At 64.2% G+C, this 11,085-nt stretch carries 17 protein-coding genes and 1 pseudogene; 4 read left to right on the top strand and 14 right to left on the bottom strand.

Going from position 1 to position 11,085, the window contains the following annotated elements; all coding sequences use genetic code 11:
- The 12 genes and pseudogenes from VDQ18_RS20390 to VDQ18_RS20335 form a co-directional block, all read right to left on the bottom strand.
- Nucleotides 1-86: pseudogene (locus VDQ18_RS20390) on the bottom strand (antitoxin of toxin-antitoxin stability system); the annotation flags it as partial.
- Nucleotides 79-501, bottom strand: coding sequence for a hypothetical protein (locus tag VDQ18_RS20385; RefSeq protein ID WP_323022723.1), 423 nt, complete (start codon nucleotides 499-501; stop codon nucleotides 79-81). The pseudogene VDQ18_RS20390 and the gene VDQ18_RS20385, both read right to left, overlap by 8 nt.
- 71 nt (nucleotides 502-572) lie before the next feature.
- On the bottom strand, nucleotides 573-785 hold the full coding sequence (locus VDQ18_RS20380) for a hypothetical protein (protein ID WP_323022722.1): 213 nt from the start codon (nucleotides 783-785) through the stop codon (nucleotides 573-575).
- Between the two features lies 1 nt (nucleotide 786).
- Nucleotides 787-1,164 carry a DUF6915 family protein gene (locus VDQ18_RS20375; RefSeq protein WP_323022721.1) on the bottom strand — a complete coding sequence of 126 codons (378 nt, stop codon included), beginning with the start codon at nucleotides 1,162-1,164 and terminating at the stop codon, nucleotides 787-789.
- Nucleotides 1,165-1,174: 10 nt separating this feature from the next.
- Nucleotides 1,175-1,666, bottom strand: a complete 492-nt coding sequence (locus VDQ18_RS20370) for a DUF6878 family protein (protein WP_323022720.1) — start codon at nucleotides 1,664-1,666, stop codon at nucleotides 1,175-1,177.
- Between the two features lie 103 nt (nucleotides 1,667-1,769).
- The gene (locus VDQ18_RS20365) at nucleotides 1,770-2,288 is read right to left on the bottom strand and encodes a DNA repair protein RadC (RefSeq protein ID WP_323022719.1); all 519 of its coding nucleotides are present in this window, start codon (nucleotides 2,286-2,288) and stop codon (nucleotides 1,770-1,772) included.
- A gap of 106 nt (nucleotides 2,289-2,394) precedes the next feature.
- On the bottom strand, nucleotides 2,395-2,835 hold the full coding sequence (locus VDQ18_RS20360; protein ID WP_018065906.1) for a JAB domain-containing protein: 441 nt from the start codon (nucleotides 2,833-2,835) through the stop codon (nucleotides 2,395-2,397).
- 125 nt (nucleotides 2,836-2,960) lie between these two features.
- Nucleotides 2,961-4,160, bottom strand: a complete 1,200-nt coding sequence (locus tag VDQ18_RS20355) for a DUF932 domain-containing protein (protein WP_323022718.1) — start codon at nucleotides 4,158-4,160, stop codon at nucleotides 2,961-2,963.
- Between the two features lie 161 nt (nucleotides 4,161-4,321).
- Nucleotides 4,322-4,708, bottom strand: coding sequence for a hypothetical protein (locus VDQ18_RS20350; RefSeq protein WP_305250212.1), 387 nt, complete (start codon nucleotides 4,706-4,708; stop codon nucleotides 4,322-4,324).
- A 56-nt stretch (nucleotides 4,709-4,764) separates the two neighbouring features.
- The gene (locus tag VDQ18_RS20345; RefSeq protein WP_038148799.1) at nucleotides 4,765-5,076 is read right to left on the bottom strand and encodes a type II toxin-antitoxin system RelE/ParE family toxin; all 312 of its coding nucleotides are present in this window, start codon (nucleotides 5,074-5,076) and stop codon (nucleotides 4,765-4,767) included.
- Nucleotides 5,054-5,308, bottom strand: coding sequence for a type II toxin-antitoxin system ParD family antitoxin (locus VDQ18_RS20340; protein WP_038148800.1), 255 nt, complete (start codon nucleotides 5,306-5,308; stop codon nucleotides 5,054-5,056). Before VDQ18_RS20340 ends, VDQ18_RS20345 begins: the two co-directional genes overlap by 23 nt.
- A gap of 145 nt (nucleotides 5,309-5,453) precedes the next feature.
- Complete coding sequence (locus VDQ18_RS20335) at nucleotides 5,454-5,858, bottom strand: single-stranded DNA-binding protein (RefSeq protein WP_009820080.1); 405 nt, start codon at nucleotides 5,856-5,858, stop codon at nucleotides 5,454-5,456.
- A 441-nt stretch (nucleotides 5,859-6,299) separates the two neighbouring features.
- Here VDQ18_RS20335 and VDQ18_RS20330 point away from each other — a divergent pair, with 441 nt between their 5' ends.
- On the top strand, nucleotides 6,300-6,620 hold the full coding sequence (locus VDQ18_RS20330) for an H-NS family nucleoid-associated regulatory protein (protein ID WP_038148804.1): 321 nt from the start codon (nucleotides 6,300-6,302) through the stop codon (nucleotides 6,618-6,620).
- A gap of 101 nt (nucleotides 6,621-6,721) precedes the next feature.
- Here VDQ18_RS20330 and VDQ18_RS20325 read toward each other — a convergent pair whose 3' ends face one another.
- Entirely contained in the window at nucleotides 6,722-8,065 is a 1,344-nt protein-coding gene (locus VDQ18_RS20325) for an ATP-binding protein (RefSeq protein WP_038148806.1), read from the bottom strand.
- A complete protein-coding gene (locus VDQ18_RS20320) occupies nucleotides 8,062-8,721 on the bottom strand; it encodes a response regulator transcription factor (protein ID WP_106754621.1) in 660 nt (219 codons plus the stop codon). The genes VDQ18_RS20325 and VDQ18_RS20320 overlap by 4 nt, the downstream gene beginning before the upstream one ends.
- A gap of 152 nt (nucleotides 8,722-8,873) precedes the next feature.
- Here VDQ18_RS20320 and VDQ18_RS20315 point away from each other — a divergent pair, with 152 nt between their 5' ends.
- The 3 genes from VDQ18_RS20315 (at nucleotide 8,874) to VDQ18_RS20305 (ending at nucleotide 10,964) form a co-directional block, all read left to right on the top strand.
- The gene (locus VDQ18_RS20315; protein ID WP_038148808.1) at nucleotides 8,874-9,182 is read left to right on the top strand and encodes a PepSY domain-containing protein; all 309 of its coding nucleotides are present in this window, start codon (nucleotides 8,874-8,876) and stop codon (nucleotides 9,180-9,182) included.
- Nucleotides 9,175-10,587 (top strand): ferric reductase-like transmembrane domain-containing protein, encoded by a 1,413-nt coding sequence (locus VDQ18_RS20310; protein WP_081875072.1) that lies wholly within the window; start codon nucleotides 9,175-9,177, stop codon nucleotides 10,585-10,587. Before VDQ18_RS20315 ends, VDQ18_RS20310 begins: the two co-directional genes overlap by 8 nt.
- A gap of 167 nt (nucleotides 10,588-10,754) precedes the next feature.
- Nucleotides 10,755-10,964 carry a hypothetical protein gene (locus tag VDQ18_RS20305; RefSeq protein ID WP_038148811.1) on the top strand — a complete coding sequence of 70 codons (210 nt, stop codon included), beginning with the start codon at nucleotides 10,755-10,757 and terminating at the stop codon, nucleotides 10,962-10,964.
- The last annotated feature ends 121 nt before the right edge of the window (nucleotides 10,965-11,085 follow it).

Genomic DNA, 11,085 nt, shown 5'->3' with positions numbered 1-11,085 from the left:
TCGCGATACCAGCTGCGCGCCTTTTCCTTGGCGGCATCCGAGAGTTCGGGGAACTGGTAGACGGTGGTGCAGATCACCTCAGGCATCGGCGTCCTCCCCGTTCAGCGCGGCGGTCAGCCATTCATGGGTGCTGATCCAGCCGATGGATTTCCGCGCGCCAAGGTCAATGACATGCGCGCTGCCGCCGAAGGCGTCCAATCGGGGCCGAGAACAGGTGTAAGCGACCTCGAAACCCCAGAGGCCGGTAAGGTCGATGTCCTGCGCCAAGCGCAACACGAAACGGATGAGGCCTTCGACATCACCTTGTCCGTCATCGTCATGGAACCAGAGAATCGAGCTGCCGGGTCCGTCCTGAAGCGATAGCGCGAAACCCGAGAACTCCGGGTCGTCGGCATCTTCCTCTTCAAGATGGAGACGGTCCAACAGCTCGAGCGCTGCGGTGGCTTTATCGGGCGAACTCAGGTCGAGGACGCAGGAGAAGTGAGTGAAATAATCGGCCATGGGGGCCTCCTTTGCATGGGGACTGACCCCGGTGTGGGGACCGGGGCCAGATCGATTAGAATTGGGGAAGATCAGCTGGCCGTCTCAGGAAAGGCCGAGGTGATCATAGCCCGGGCCTGCGCTTCAGCATGAGCCTGCAAGAGTTCGCGGTAGTAGCGCTTGCGCGCATGACGCCAGCTGCGGACGGCAAGCGTGTCAGGATGCAGGCGTCGGATGGCGATGCGCAGCATGGCAAGCGACGTAATCCCCGGGGAGACGCCGAGATCGCGGTAAGCCCGGCTCATTTCAGCGGACCCCCACGATGGGCGGGCCGAGATGCAGATCGACCAGCGCCTCGATCTTCTCGGTGCGGCCCATCCAAGGTTCGGGCCGGATCGCCTTGATCCAGTCGGCAAAGCTCGGGATGAAGCCCAGGTCCTCGCGCACATGTTGTTCGCCGACCCAGCGGGTCGGAATGACGCGGCCGGTGGAGAGGGTGATCGTCGGCCCAAAGATGGTCTCTGCGAGCCAGATCCCTGCCGCATGGTGAAACATGGCTCGGTGGCGAAAGTCGGCAGAGTGGGCTTTTGAGGAGTCGAACCAAGCATGGATGGCCTGGTAATCGTCGACGGTGCCGCCCCATTTTTTCACTGAAGACAGGGCGTGGTGATACGGATGTGCCATCGCCGTCTCCTCAGAAATCATGAGTGTAGAGTTCGGACGACGTAAAGCGTTCGTTGAACTCGAGATGGATCGTGCGGGCGGCAGCGTCGAAGCAGAACTCGCCGTAGGCACCGTCGTTGTTCTCCCAGCCACCATGGGTGTCGCTGAGGAAATCATAGGCCAGCTGTTCGGCGACATCCTGCAGCGAGAGCTGGCGCATCTCGACCTCGGGATTGTCCCAGGTCAGTGCGGCGTAGGGGATTTCGACGGCGGGGAATTCAACCTCCGCCTCGTCCGCCCAGGCGGCGATTCTCTCGATCTGGCCGCTGTCCCCTTCGCCATCAAAGGTCACGGTGACATGGGTGATCCCGGCGACCACAAGACCGTCGAAAAGCCGATCCTTGTTGCCGGGCCGAAGCGTGTCGATCCGCGCCTGCCGCTCGGCATGGGCCGCGAAGATCGATGCTAAGTCGATGGTGGAGGGTGGCATCGGGGCCGCGAGGGTCGGTTCAACTTGGGTCATGGGAATCTCCGGAATTGGGGGAAGGGTCGGAGCCGGGCCGGGCGATCTCTCTCTCCCCCGGACACGCTCCAAATCCCCCCTGCCCTTCTCTGTCTCTCGGGCTTCATGCCGCGACCTGCAGCGCCCGGGCGGCGAAGGCGCGCCAGAGTGGATCGACGAGACGCGCATCCAGAAGATCGGCGCGGTGGCGCAGCCGCTGCGCCAGATCGGGCTCACCCCAGGCAGCCGCGCGGCCCGCCTGCGCGCGAAGCTGGCTCGCCTCGGTCACCACGCCCCGCGCTTCTGTGGCGCTCATCACCGGGTGACACCACGCGACGGCGCAGTCCCTGGCGGCCCCGGCCAGCACAAGGCGCTCGTCGCGGTCGAAGATCGCCAGCAGCAGGGGCGCGGTGTTCGTGGCCATCCCCTCGGCATGGTCGATCGCGCCCAGCATGGCATCGGCCAGCGTCGCAAAGCGCGCGAGAACCAAGGGTGCGGCCTGGCCCGACATCAGATCCGCAGGCGTGCGGCGCGACAGGGTCAGGGCAAAGGGGTGGTTGGGATCAGCATCGCCCACAGCGAAAACCGGCGAGAAGCCTCGCGGGCCAGTGGTCGGGTGGATGGGCAGGGGCAAGTCGAGCATAGGAAAATCTCCAACGGCGCGGGAAGCCTCTCTCCCCGCCGCAGCCGTCAAAGACCAAACCGGCGCCCTCTTCCTCGAAGGGGCGACGGCAGGTCTGCTGGGACCATCAGAGCTTGCCCAGAGCACGCAGGCTCAGTTCCGTTCCGGCGCCGACGATGATGTGGTCGTGCAGCGTCAGCCCGAGGTACTTGCAGCCTTTCTGGATTTCCTTGGTCATGCTGAGATCGGCCTCCGACGGCGTCGGATCGCCCGACGGGTGGTTGTGGATCAGGATCAGGGCGCTGGCGTTCAGCATCAGCGCCCGCTTGATCACCTCGCGCGGATAGACCGGGACATGGTCGACCGTGCCGGTCGAGAGAAGCTCATCGGAGATGATGCGGTTCTTGCGGTCGAGGTAGAGTACGTGGAAGCGCTCGATCGGTCCGCGGACGGTCAAAGCGCAATAGTCCATCAGTGCCTGCCAACTGCCGATGACCGGGTTCTGACTGAGGTAGCGGCCAAGGATGTCACGGGCCTCGAGGATGACGGTTTCTTCCTGGGGGGTCACGGGGGTCTCGCTGAATCGCACGCACCGGAACCCCCTGCCCTCTCGGGGCGGGGCGAGTGGCATGCATGTGGAAGGGGAAAGCGCGACCGCCGCGCGCGAGGGCGGTCGCGTTGTCGGGCCCGGCGTCAGCCGACCCGGTCGAGAAGCTTCTTGGCGCGGCCCTCCATGTCGAGGCGGGCATCTTGCTGGGTCTTGTCGCGCGCAAGCCGCGTGATGCCCTGCACGAAGTCGAAGATGCTTTCGGGCGGGCGACCCTCCTCCATCAGCACCTTTTCGATTATCTTGCCCGACTCCGCCTTCGAGAAGCCACGCTTCCTCAGAAAATCGTCCCGGTCCTCGTCCGTCCGCGCGACGATCTGCTGCCGCGCCGCCTTGATGCCGTTCACAAAGCCCTGCGGCGAGGAATTGGCGAAGCGCGTCAGCGCCGGGGCCGCCTCATGGGCAAAGCGCGAGGCCGCGTATTTCGAGTGGCGGATAGTAATCTCCTGGAAATCCTCGACGCCCCAGAGGTTGCGGTTCTGGCACACCGCCCGCAGATAGAAACTTGCCATGCCGAGGGTCTTCGCGCCCACCTCGGAGTTCCAGCAATAGAAGCCCCGGAAGTAGAGATCGGGGGAACCGTCGGGCAGTCGGCCTGCCTCGATCGGGTTGTGATCGTCGACCAGGAACAGGAAGACATCGCGGTCTGAAGCATAGAGCGTGGTCGTGTCGCGGCTGATCTCGACATCGGGGTTGTAGACCCCGGTCGACCAGTCGAGCACGCCCGGCACCTTCCAGCGCGTGTCGCCCGTGCCATTGCCCGCGATGCGCTGCACCGCCTCGACCAGTTCATGGTCATGTATGCGACCGTAGTCGGGGCCGGTGACCGCGCGTAGTTCGGTGCGACCGTCTTCGGTCTCGAAGGTCTTCACCTGCTCAGCGCGATTGTTGGTCAGGCCGTACTGCAGGTTGATGCCCGCCAGCGGTGCGGGCAGCTGCCGCAGGTAGGATGCCGGGGCACCGACGATGCTGGCAAGCTGGCCGAACGCCCAGTGCGTGGGCGCGACCGGCTCCTGCGCTCTCGGCAGCATCAGGTGCAGCCGTTCGGGGTTGTCGCGCGCCGCCTCGACGCGGATGTCAGCGGTCTGCACCACTCGGCTCTGGCTGCGCTCGGAGCGGCCTTTCACACTGGCCCAGAGATCATCGAGCGACAGATACCGCTCATCATCGGGCCGGTTGAACCATTCGGACGACACCCGCCCATTCCGCTCCCCCCGGCTCACATCCACCTTCCAGCCACCCGCCCGCGCCGGAGCAACCGGATCCAGAACTTCTACAACGCCCATCGGCTATCTCCCGTGACAGGCGCCGGGAGCCACTCTCCCAGCCCTCAATCTGTCACGAAAGCAACCAACCCATCTCTGACTCTCAGATCGCTGATGCACAGAACATCGTTGCAGACCGGGCGTTTCGGCTGAGCTTGGGCCCACCCAAACAGTCAAACGTCTCACGCTTTCCGGGGGACCCCCAGTTCAGCAACTGCTTCGAGAAAAGTCGTGTCGAGAACCGGGTTGTCCCATTTGTTCGATGCGGTCATCCAGCGGTCGAGATGATCCCTGAATCTCAGATCATCCCGCCTCATGTGAAACGTGAACAGGCGATTGACGATGTCCCGCATCAAGTCCGCCATCTGCGCATCATCGATATGCGACACCGTGCGCCACGGGATGGTCTGACCTGTGGCGTCGATCACGTTCACGTCCGAATAATCGCCGGTCAGCGTCACCGGCTGCACCCCGGCGTGCAAATCCTCCAGCCGCGTGTTGCGGATGCAGATCATGGCCATGATCTTCGCGAGATCGGCGGCAATGCGTTCTTCGTCTTCGACCTTCATGCTCAAATCCTCTCGCAGCACCTCGCTTCGCCGCGAAGGGCTGCGAGAGCGTCAGATCACTCGTTGAGATAGGCGACCCAATTCTGTCGCGCATGCACGATGCGCAACACCTGCAGCCACTCCTCCTCGATGCGGTAGATGATCAGATGCGATCCCGAGCGGTAAAGGCGCACGGGCGGGCGGATTTCAGTGCGTTCGCGCGCGATCCCCGGGTGCTGGACCAGCAGGTCCATGTCCACGGCGAGCCCGCGGATATAGGTTTCTGCCTGACCAACTGACCAGGTACGCGCGGTATAATCCCAGATCGCGTCCAGATCATTCAGCGCAGCAGGTGATAGGCGATATTCAACGACCGTCGGTTCTGGCATTCTGATCCCGCTTGCGGGCAAGAAATGCCTCAACATCCAGACGTCCTGCCGGACCGCTTGCGAGACCCTCATCGACAAGCTGCTGCAACTCGACGATGGCCTGCTGGCGATCCTGGTCCCGGCGGATCAGATCGCGCACATAATCGCTGGCGTTGCTGTAGCGCCCATCTTGTGTCTGGGCCTCGACCCAGGCCTTCATCGGGTCCGGCAAAGAAACATTCATCGTGGCCATGGTCGCGATCTCCTTTGCAAGGACGATGACATAAATTGGCAAAGATTGTCAAACTGTGCCGATGTCCTGCTACACGGCTTGCCGTGCGCATGCCACGAACCCGGCGGGTTTCCCCGCCGGGCCTGAGGGGGAGGCCCCGTTCTTTTCAGAACGGGATCTCGTCGTCGCGGTCGACCAGCTCGGGGTTTTCGGTCTCGGCCGACTTCGGGCGGCTCAGGAAGTCGACCTTTTCGGCGATGATCTCGCAGCCGTAGCGGTCGTTGCCCATGCTGTCGATCCACTTGGTGTAGTGGATGCGGCCGTGGACGAGGACCTTCATGCCCTTTTCGCAGTGCTCTGCGACCGTCTTGCCGAGACCGTTGAAGCAGGTGATGCGGTGCCATTCGGTGTCCATGACCCGGTAGCCGTTCTCGTCGCGCAGGACGCGACCTTCCGAGAGGCGGGGGCGAGAGGTGGCGAGGCTGAAGTTGGTGATCTTGGTGCCGCCCTGGGTGGTGCGGACTTCGGGGGTCTGACCGATGTTGCCGGCGAGGATGACGATGTTCTGCATGGTAAGCTCCTGTGTGTCCTGTCTTCGGGACCGTCCCTTCGACAAGACCCGGAAAAAGCCCGTCGGGTGACGCGTGCACGGTGGACGGAACGGACGCCGGAAACCCCCAGAGGACCGGGGTGGAGCGGGCAGGTGACGCGTTTCCAAAGAAACGCTAGCCAACACGGCCCGGACTGACGCGGGGTTGCGCGCAGGCAACCGAACGGGATTAGGGGATTGTCAGTCGAAGGGATGGCCGAGGAGACAGAGATGCGCGGGGAGCCCATGCCAGGACCTGTCACCTTGCCCATCGGGACTGCCTTACCCCCAGTCCAGCACCTCCCCGGCGGCGAAAACTGCGATCACCAGCCTTTGCCACCCCTGCCCTTGCCTTCCGGGAGTTGCGGTGCCCTGCATCGACGGGCTATCGATACCGGGATATTCAGGACACGGACCGCATCAATGGCTGATTACGAACTCGAGGCACTGTCGCTTGGCGAGCTGAAGAAAATGCAGAAGGACGTCGCCAAGGCGATCTCCACATTCGAGGATCGGCAGAAGGCGGAAGCCCGCGCCAAGGTGGAAGCTCTCGCCCGGGATCTGGGCTACTCTCTGGCCGAACTTGACGGAACCGAGACGAAAGCCTCCCGTGCGCCTGTCGCGGCGAAATACCGGCACCCTGAGAACCCGGCACTCACCTGGTCCGGTCGCGGGCGCAAACCGCAGTGGTTCGTGGAGGCGTTGGCTGCTGGGAAAACGGCGACCGATTTGGCTATCAACTGATCCAGCCCAAATGCGTTCGCCACTCGGTCGATACGCAACCAGCCGAGTACTGCGCGCGAGAAATGCCTTCGAATCAAGGCGTAAAGCCTGATCCATTCTCGCTAGGAATTCAGAACGCGTGTTCCGGTCGGTGATAGTCGTGCCTCGAACCCTGAAGCCCGGCCTTCGCGAGGCGATCTGAGTTCGAATTGACTGCCAGACCTCTCGGCAATCGTCGCGACAATTGCCAGCCCAAGACCGCTGCCCTCGCGATCGGACCGGGCGCGCTCGAACCGGTGCGTCAGGCGTGCGAGATCCTCGGCGGGCACGACCGGGCCGTCGTTGGCGACGATCAGCGTTCCGTCAGTTGCAAGCGAGACCTCCACAGGAGCTTCGGCTTGGCCATGGCGCAAGGCATTCTCGATCAGATTGCGCAAGACGATCGCGAAGGCGTCGGGGTCCAGATCCGACATGATAGCGCTGTCCGGAAGCGCGAGGTGGATGCGCCCGGGCTCGCCACCGCGCGCAAGGTCGTCGACGATCAGTCGGGCCACGGGGCGAAGATCGGCAGCGACGTCACGGCGAAGGCGACCACCTTCAGCGCGCGCCAGTTGCAACAGGCGTTCGGAGAGGCGGGTCAGGCGTTTCAGCGTGGCCTCGATTTCGGCCGCACGGGCCTTGGCGTCAGCGTCGCGCGTCTCTGTCTGCAGCCGTTGTGCCTGTGCGATGGCACCTGCCAGCGGGGTGCGGAGTTCATGCGCGGCGTTCGCTGCAAAGCTTCGCTCCGCCTCGAAGGCCGCCTCCAGCCGCCCCAGAAGTCCGTTCATCGTATCGGCGAGGGGCGCGATTTCGGTGGGCAGATCGGCGCTGGCGACGGGGCTCAGGTCGCGCGCGCCCCGCGCCGACAGGCGGTCGCGGAACTGGCGCAGGGGCGCAAGGCTGGCGCGGACGGCCAGCACGATGGCCAGAAGCGCCACGGGCAGCAAGATCAGAAGTGGCAGGCCAAGCCCCATCTGAATCTCGCGCGCGACGCTTGCGCGATGGTCCAGCGGCTCGGCCACAGTGATGCGGATCGTGCCCTGCACAGCCTCGTCGCTATAGAGCCGATGCGTTGCAGTCTGGTGGAACCCGATCCCTTCCCAGGCGGGGAACACGCCCGGGTCGGCGGCATGGGATTGCAGCAGGATGCGCCCCTGATCATCCCGCACGATGTAAGTGAAGAACTCGTCATGTTCGCGGATGGCGGCAAGACGCTGGCTGATCCCTGCTTCCTCGCGGTTCAGGATATCAACGACGGCGAGTGGCAGGATGCGCTGTGCGGTTTCCTGCAGGGCGGAATCGAACACCTCTTCGATCTCGCTCCGCGCGATCAGCGCCGTCACGCTGGCCGCGAGCACCCAAAGAACCGTCAGCGCCACGCCCAGCCAGAGCCCAAGGCGACCCTGAAGACTGCGCGGCGCCCTCATGCCCGGCCCAGACGGTAGCCGAGGCCGCGTTCCGTCTCGATCACCTCCGCCCCCAACTTCTTCCGCAGTCGGCTGAGATGGACCTCGATCGTGTTGCTCTCGATCTCGGCCCCAAAGGCGTAAAGCTTGTCCTCAAGCTGCGCCTTGGACAGAAGCTGCCCAGGCCGGGACAGAAAGGCCTCGAACAGCGCCCATTCGCGTGCCGTCAGGGCGACTGGGCGGCCGTCGCGGTGGATGCTGCGCGCAGCAAGGTCGATCTCCAGCGGCCCGTGGGTGACAATTGGGTTGGGGTTCCCCGCATAGCGGCGCGCCACCGAGCCGATCCGGGCGGACAGTTCCGCCAGATCGAAGGGCTTGACCAGGTAGTCGTCGGCCCCTGCGTTCAACCCCTCGATCCGGTCGCTGATCTGGTCAAGCGCGGTCAGGATGATGACGGGCGTCACATCGCCCTTGGCCCGCAGACGGCGCAGAAACGGAATGCCCCGGCCATCGGGCAGCATCAGGTCCAGCAGCACAAGATCGAAGCTCGCCCCGGCCATCGCGTCCCCGGCCGCATCCAGCCGCTGGACCCAGTCGACCGAATGGCCATCGGCGGCTATCTGGTCCCGCACGGCAGCTCCCAGAACTGTATCATCCTCGATCAGCAAGATGCGCATGGTCTTCTGCCGTCCCTTTGGCCCCGGGTTGGTTTGCTTCTGACCCTCTCTCCTGACAGCAGGCTGAAGCCCTGGATCAGCCGTCTTCAGGCTGCCGTCAGCTTCGGCGCGCATCACATCATCCAGACTGGCCGTAACCCGGAGTGTGGCCCATGCGAAAGACGCTGACAATTCTTGCTTTTCTGGCAGCCCTGCCTGCCGGTGCCGCACTGGCTGATGATGATTGCTTCGTTCCGATGGCCGACTGGCAACCGCGCGAGGCGGTGGCTGAGTTCGCCACCCGGCAAGGCTGGGAGGTGCGCCGCATCAAGATCGACGACGGCTGCTACGAGATCGACGGCCGCGACGCGACGGGCCGCGCGATCGAGGTCAAGCTGCATCCCGGCACGCTGCAGATCGTCGAATTCGAATTCGAGGATGACGACCACGGTCGCGACCGCGAAGGACAGGAAGATGACTGACCATGTTTCCGTGCATGAAAAGGCCACGGTGACAGGGCGAGATCCACAGCGCCGGGCCCACGACCAGTCCCCTGTGACGCCGGGTACCATTCCTCAAGTCGGCCCGAACGGAAGGTTTTCTGACATGTTGTATTCCGGTCCGGCATTTGCCGCCATCGCCGTTCTGTTAGGCGCCGCCCTTGGCGCGCAAACCTATGCCCCGTTCGGCATCGAGTCCGCCATGAGCATCGCGGTCGGGTCCGCCGCGATTGTGGCCATGGGCATAGCCCTGGTACTGTCGGCGCGCCCGGCTGTGATCGAACCGTTCTTCGGCGGGCTGGATCGCATGTATGCCGTCCACAAGTGGCTGGGGATCGCGGCCTTGGGGCTGATGGTCCTGCATGACCAGCTTGAACCGGAGATCGAGGATTTTGTGGCAGAAACCAACCTTGGCGAATTCGCCGCCGAGGTCGGAGAAATTGCCTTCTACGGGTTCATCGCGCTGATCGCGATCAGCTGGATCAAGCGGGTTCCCTTCACCAATCTGGAATTGCCCTGGCCCTTGTGGCGTTTCACGCACCGGTTCATGGGGCTGTTGTTCGCGATTGCCGCGTTTCACCAACTGGCCATCGACAAGCCCGAAGGGGTGGACCCGATGCTGGCGCTCTACCTCAACACGTTCAGCCTTGCGGGGCTGGTGGCCTGGGTGTTCACGCAGTTCATCAACCCTTTTCTGCGCCCGCGCGACTATGCGCTCGACTCCGTCACGCGACACGGTGCTGCGACCGAGATTGCCTTGCGGCCCACAGGGCGCGGAATGCGCTGGCGTCCTGGCCAGTTCGCCTTTGTCTCGGTTCCCGGCTCGGGCCCCGGCGCTGGCCTTGACGAGGCGCATCCTTTTACCATCGCTTCGGCCCCGCGCGCCGATGGCAGTCTGCATTTCGGGATCAAGGCGCTGGGGGATTGGACGCGCAGCCTGCCGGACAAGCTGGTGCCGGGCCAGCGGCTGCGCGTTGAGGGGCCCTATGGCCGGTTCCTGTTCCGACGCCGGGTGCCGCGTCAGGTCTGGCTGGCGGGAGGCATCGGCATCACACCCTTCCTGGCATGGGCCGAGGCGCTGACCGAGGCAGACCGCCAGCAGATCGCGCTGATCTGGGCCGTGAACACCCAGGACGAAGCCTTTGCCGCCGACCGTCTGCAAGCCATCGCCGCAGGTCATCCGGGCTTGAGCGTGCAGGTCGTGGCCAGCCGCACCGAGGGGCGACTGACGGCCGAACGCCTGGTCGCGATGGTGCCCTTCGAGATCGCCGGGTCGGAGCTGTTCTTCTGCGGGCCCTGCGGGTTGCGCGACGGCATCCAGAACGGGCTCAAGGCGATGGGCCATGCGCCGCGCCGCGTTTACTCCGAAGCGTTCGAACTGCGCTGACACGCAGCCGTGCCGGAACCGGGTGTACAATCGGTTCCGGCCTGTGCCCGGCATGAGGTTAGGGCGCGTGTTTTCTGACACCAGGCTGAAGCAGAAACCGGCGTCCCATCAGCAAGGCTTCAGCGGCACACGACAGAATCGGTTCATCCAATCAAGGAGCTACCGCCATGAAATCCACAATTCTCGTTTTGCTCGCAACTGCCGCCGTTATCGCGGTCCTTGCCGCGCCCACATTGACAGCCCTTGGTCGCGGACCCGGCACTGCGCCAGCCACCGTCACGGCACCGGCGCAGCCCGGCGACACTGCGGCCACGCCTGCGGGTGCCGATCTGGCGACGCAACAGACATCGGATCAGGGCGACGACGATGACGATTGAGATGCCCCGCAAGTCCGCATCAACCCATCCCTCCATGCCCGGCAACATCGCCTGACCCCGTTCTCCGACCACGCCTGTCCCTCGTGGTCCGACTGGCCCCGCCCTGTCTCGGCGGGGCCTT

It is taken from the genome of Pararhodobacter sp., assembly GCF_034676075.1.
GTDB lineage: Bacteria > Pseudomonadota > Alphaproteobacteria > Rhodobacterales > Rhodobacteraceae > Pararhodobacter.
The sequence above is the reverse complement of the archived record's forward strand: the minus strand, read 5'-3'. Positions and strand labels throughout refer to the sequence as shown.

What these genes read in the sequence shown, in the direction of transcription:
- VDQ18_RS20305 (WP_038148811.1), top strand. Translation starts at nt 10,755, where the DNA reads ATGAAATCCACAATTCTCGTTTTGCTCGCAACTGCCGCCGTTATCGCG.
- VDQ18_RS20345 (WP_038148799.1), bottom strand. Translation starts at nt 5,076, where the DNA reads ATGCCAGAACCGACGGTCGTTGAATATCGCCTATCACCTGCTGCGCTG.
- VDQ18_RS20330 (WP_038148804.1), top strand. Translation starts at nt 6,300, where the DNA reads ATGGCTGATTACGAACTCGAGGCACTGTCGCTTGGCGAGCTGAAGAAA.
- VDQ18_RS20375 (WP_323022721.1), bottom strand. Translation starts at nt 1,164, where the DNA reads ATGGCACATCCGTATCACCACGCCCTGTCTTCAGTGAAAAAATGGGGC.
- VDQ18_RS20385 (WP_323022723.1), bottom strand. Translation starts at nt 501, where the DNA reads ATGGCCGATTATTTCACTCACTTCTCCTGCGTCCTCGACCTGAGTTCG.
- VDQ18_RS20380 (WP_323022722.1), bottom strand. Translation starts at nt 785, where the DNA reads ATGAGCCGGGCTTACCGCGATCTCGGCGTCTCCCCGGGGATTACGTCG.
- VDQ18_RS20340 (WP_038148800.1), bottom strand. Translation starts at nt 5,308, where the DNA reads ATGGCCACGATGAATGTTTCTTTGCCGGACCCGATGAAGGCCTGGGTC.
- VDQ18_RS20355 (WP_323022718.1), bottom strand. Translation starts at nt 4,160, where the DNA reads ATGGGCGTTGTAGAAGTTCTGGATCCGGTTGCTCCGGCGCGGGCGGGT.
- VDQ18_RS20325 (WP_038148806.1), bottom strand. Translation starts at nt 8,065, where the DNA reads ATGAGGGCGCCGCGCAGTCTTCAGGGTCGCCTTGGGCTCTGGCTGGGC.
- VDQ18_RS20365 (WP_323022719.1), bottom strand. Translation starts at nt 2,288, where the DNA reads ATGCTCGACTTGCCCCTGCCCATCCACCCGACCACTGGCCCGCGAGGC.
- VDQ18_RS20315 (WP_038148808.1), top strand. Translation starts at nt 8,874, where the DNA reads ATGCGAAAGACGCTGACAATTCTTGCTTTTCTGGCAGCCCTGCCTGCC.
- VDQ18_RS20310 (WP_081875072.1), top strand. Translation starts at nt 9,175, where the DNA reads ATGACTGACCATGTTTCCGTGCATGAAAAGGCCACGGTGACAGGGCGA.
- VDQ18_RS20370 (WP_323022720.1), bottom strand. Translation starts at nt 1,666, where the DNA reads ATGACCCAAGTTGAACCGACCCTCGCGGCCCCGATGCCACCCTCCACC.
- VDQ18_RS20350 (WP_305250212.1), bottom strand. Translation starts at nt 4,708, where the DNA reads ATGAAGGTCGAAGACGAAGAACGCATTGCCGCCGATCTCGCGAAGATC.
- VDQ18_RS20335 (WP_009820080.1), bottom strand. Translation starts at nt 5,858, where the DNA reads ATGCAGAACATCGTCATCCTCGCCGGCAACATCGGTCAGACCCCCGAA.
- VDQ18_RS20320 (WP_106754621.1), bottom strand. Translation starts at nt 8,721, where the DNA reads ATGCGCATCTTGCTGATCGAGGATGATACAGTTCTGGGAGCTGCCGTG.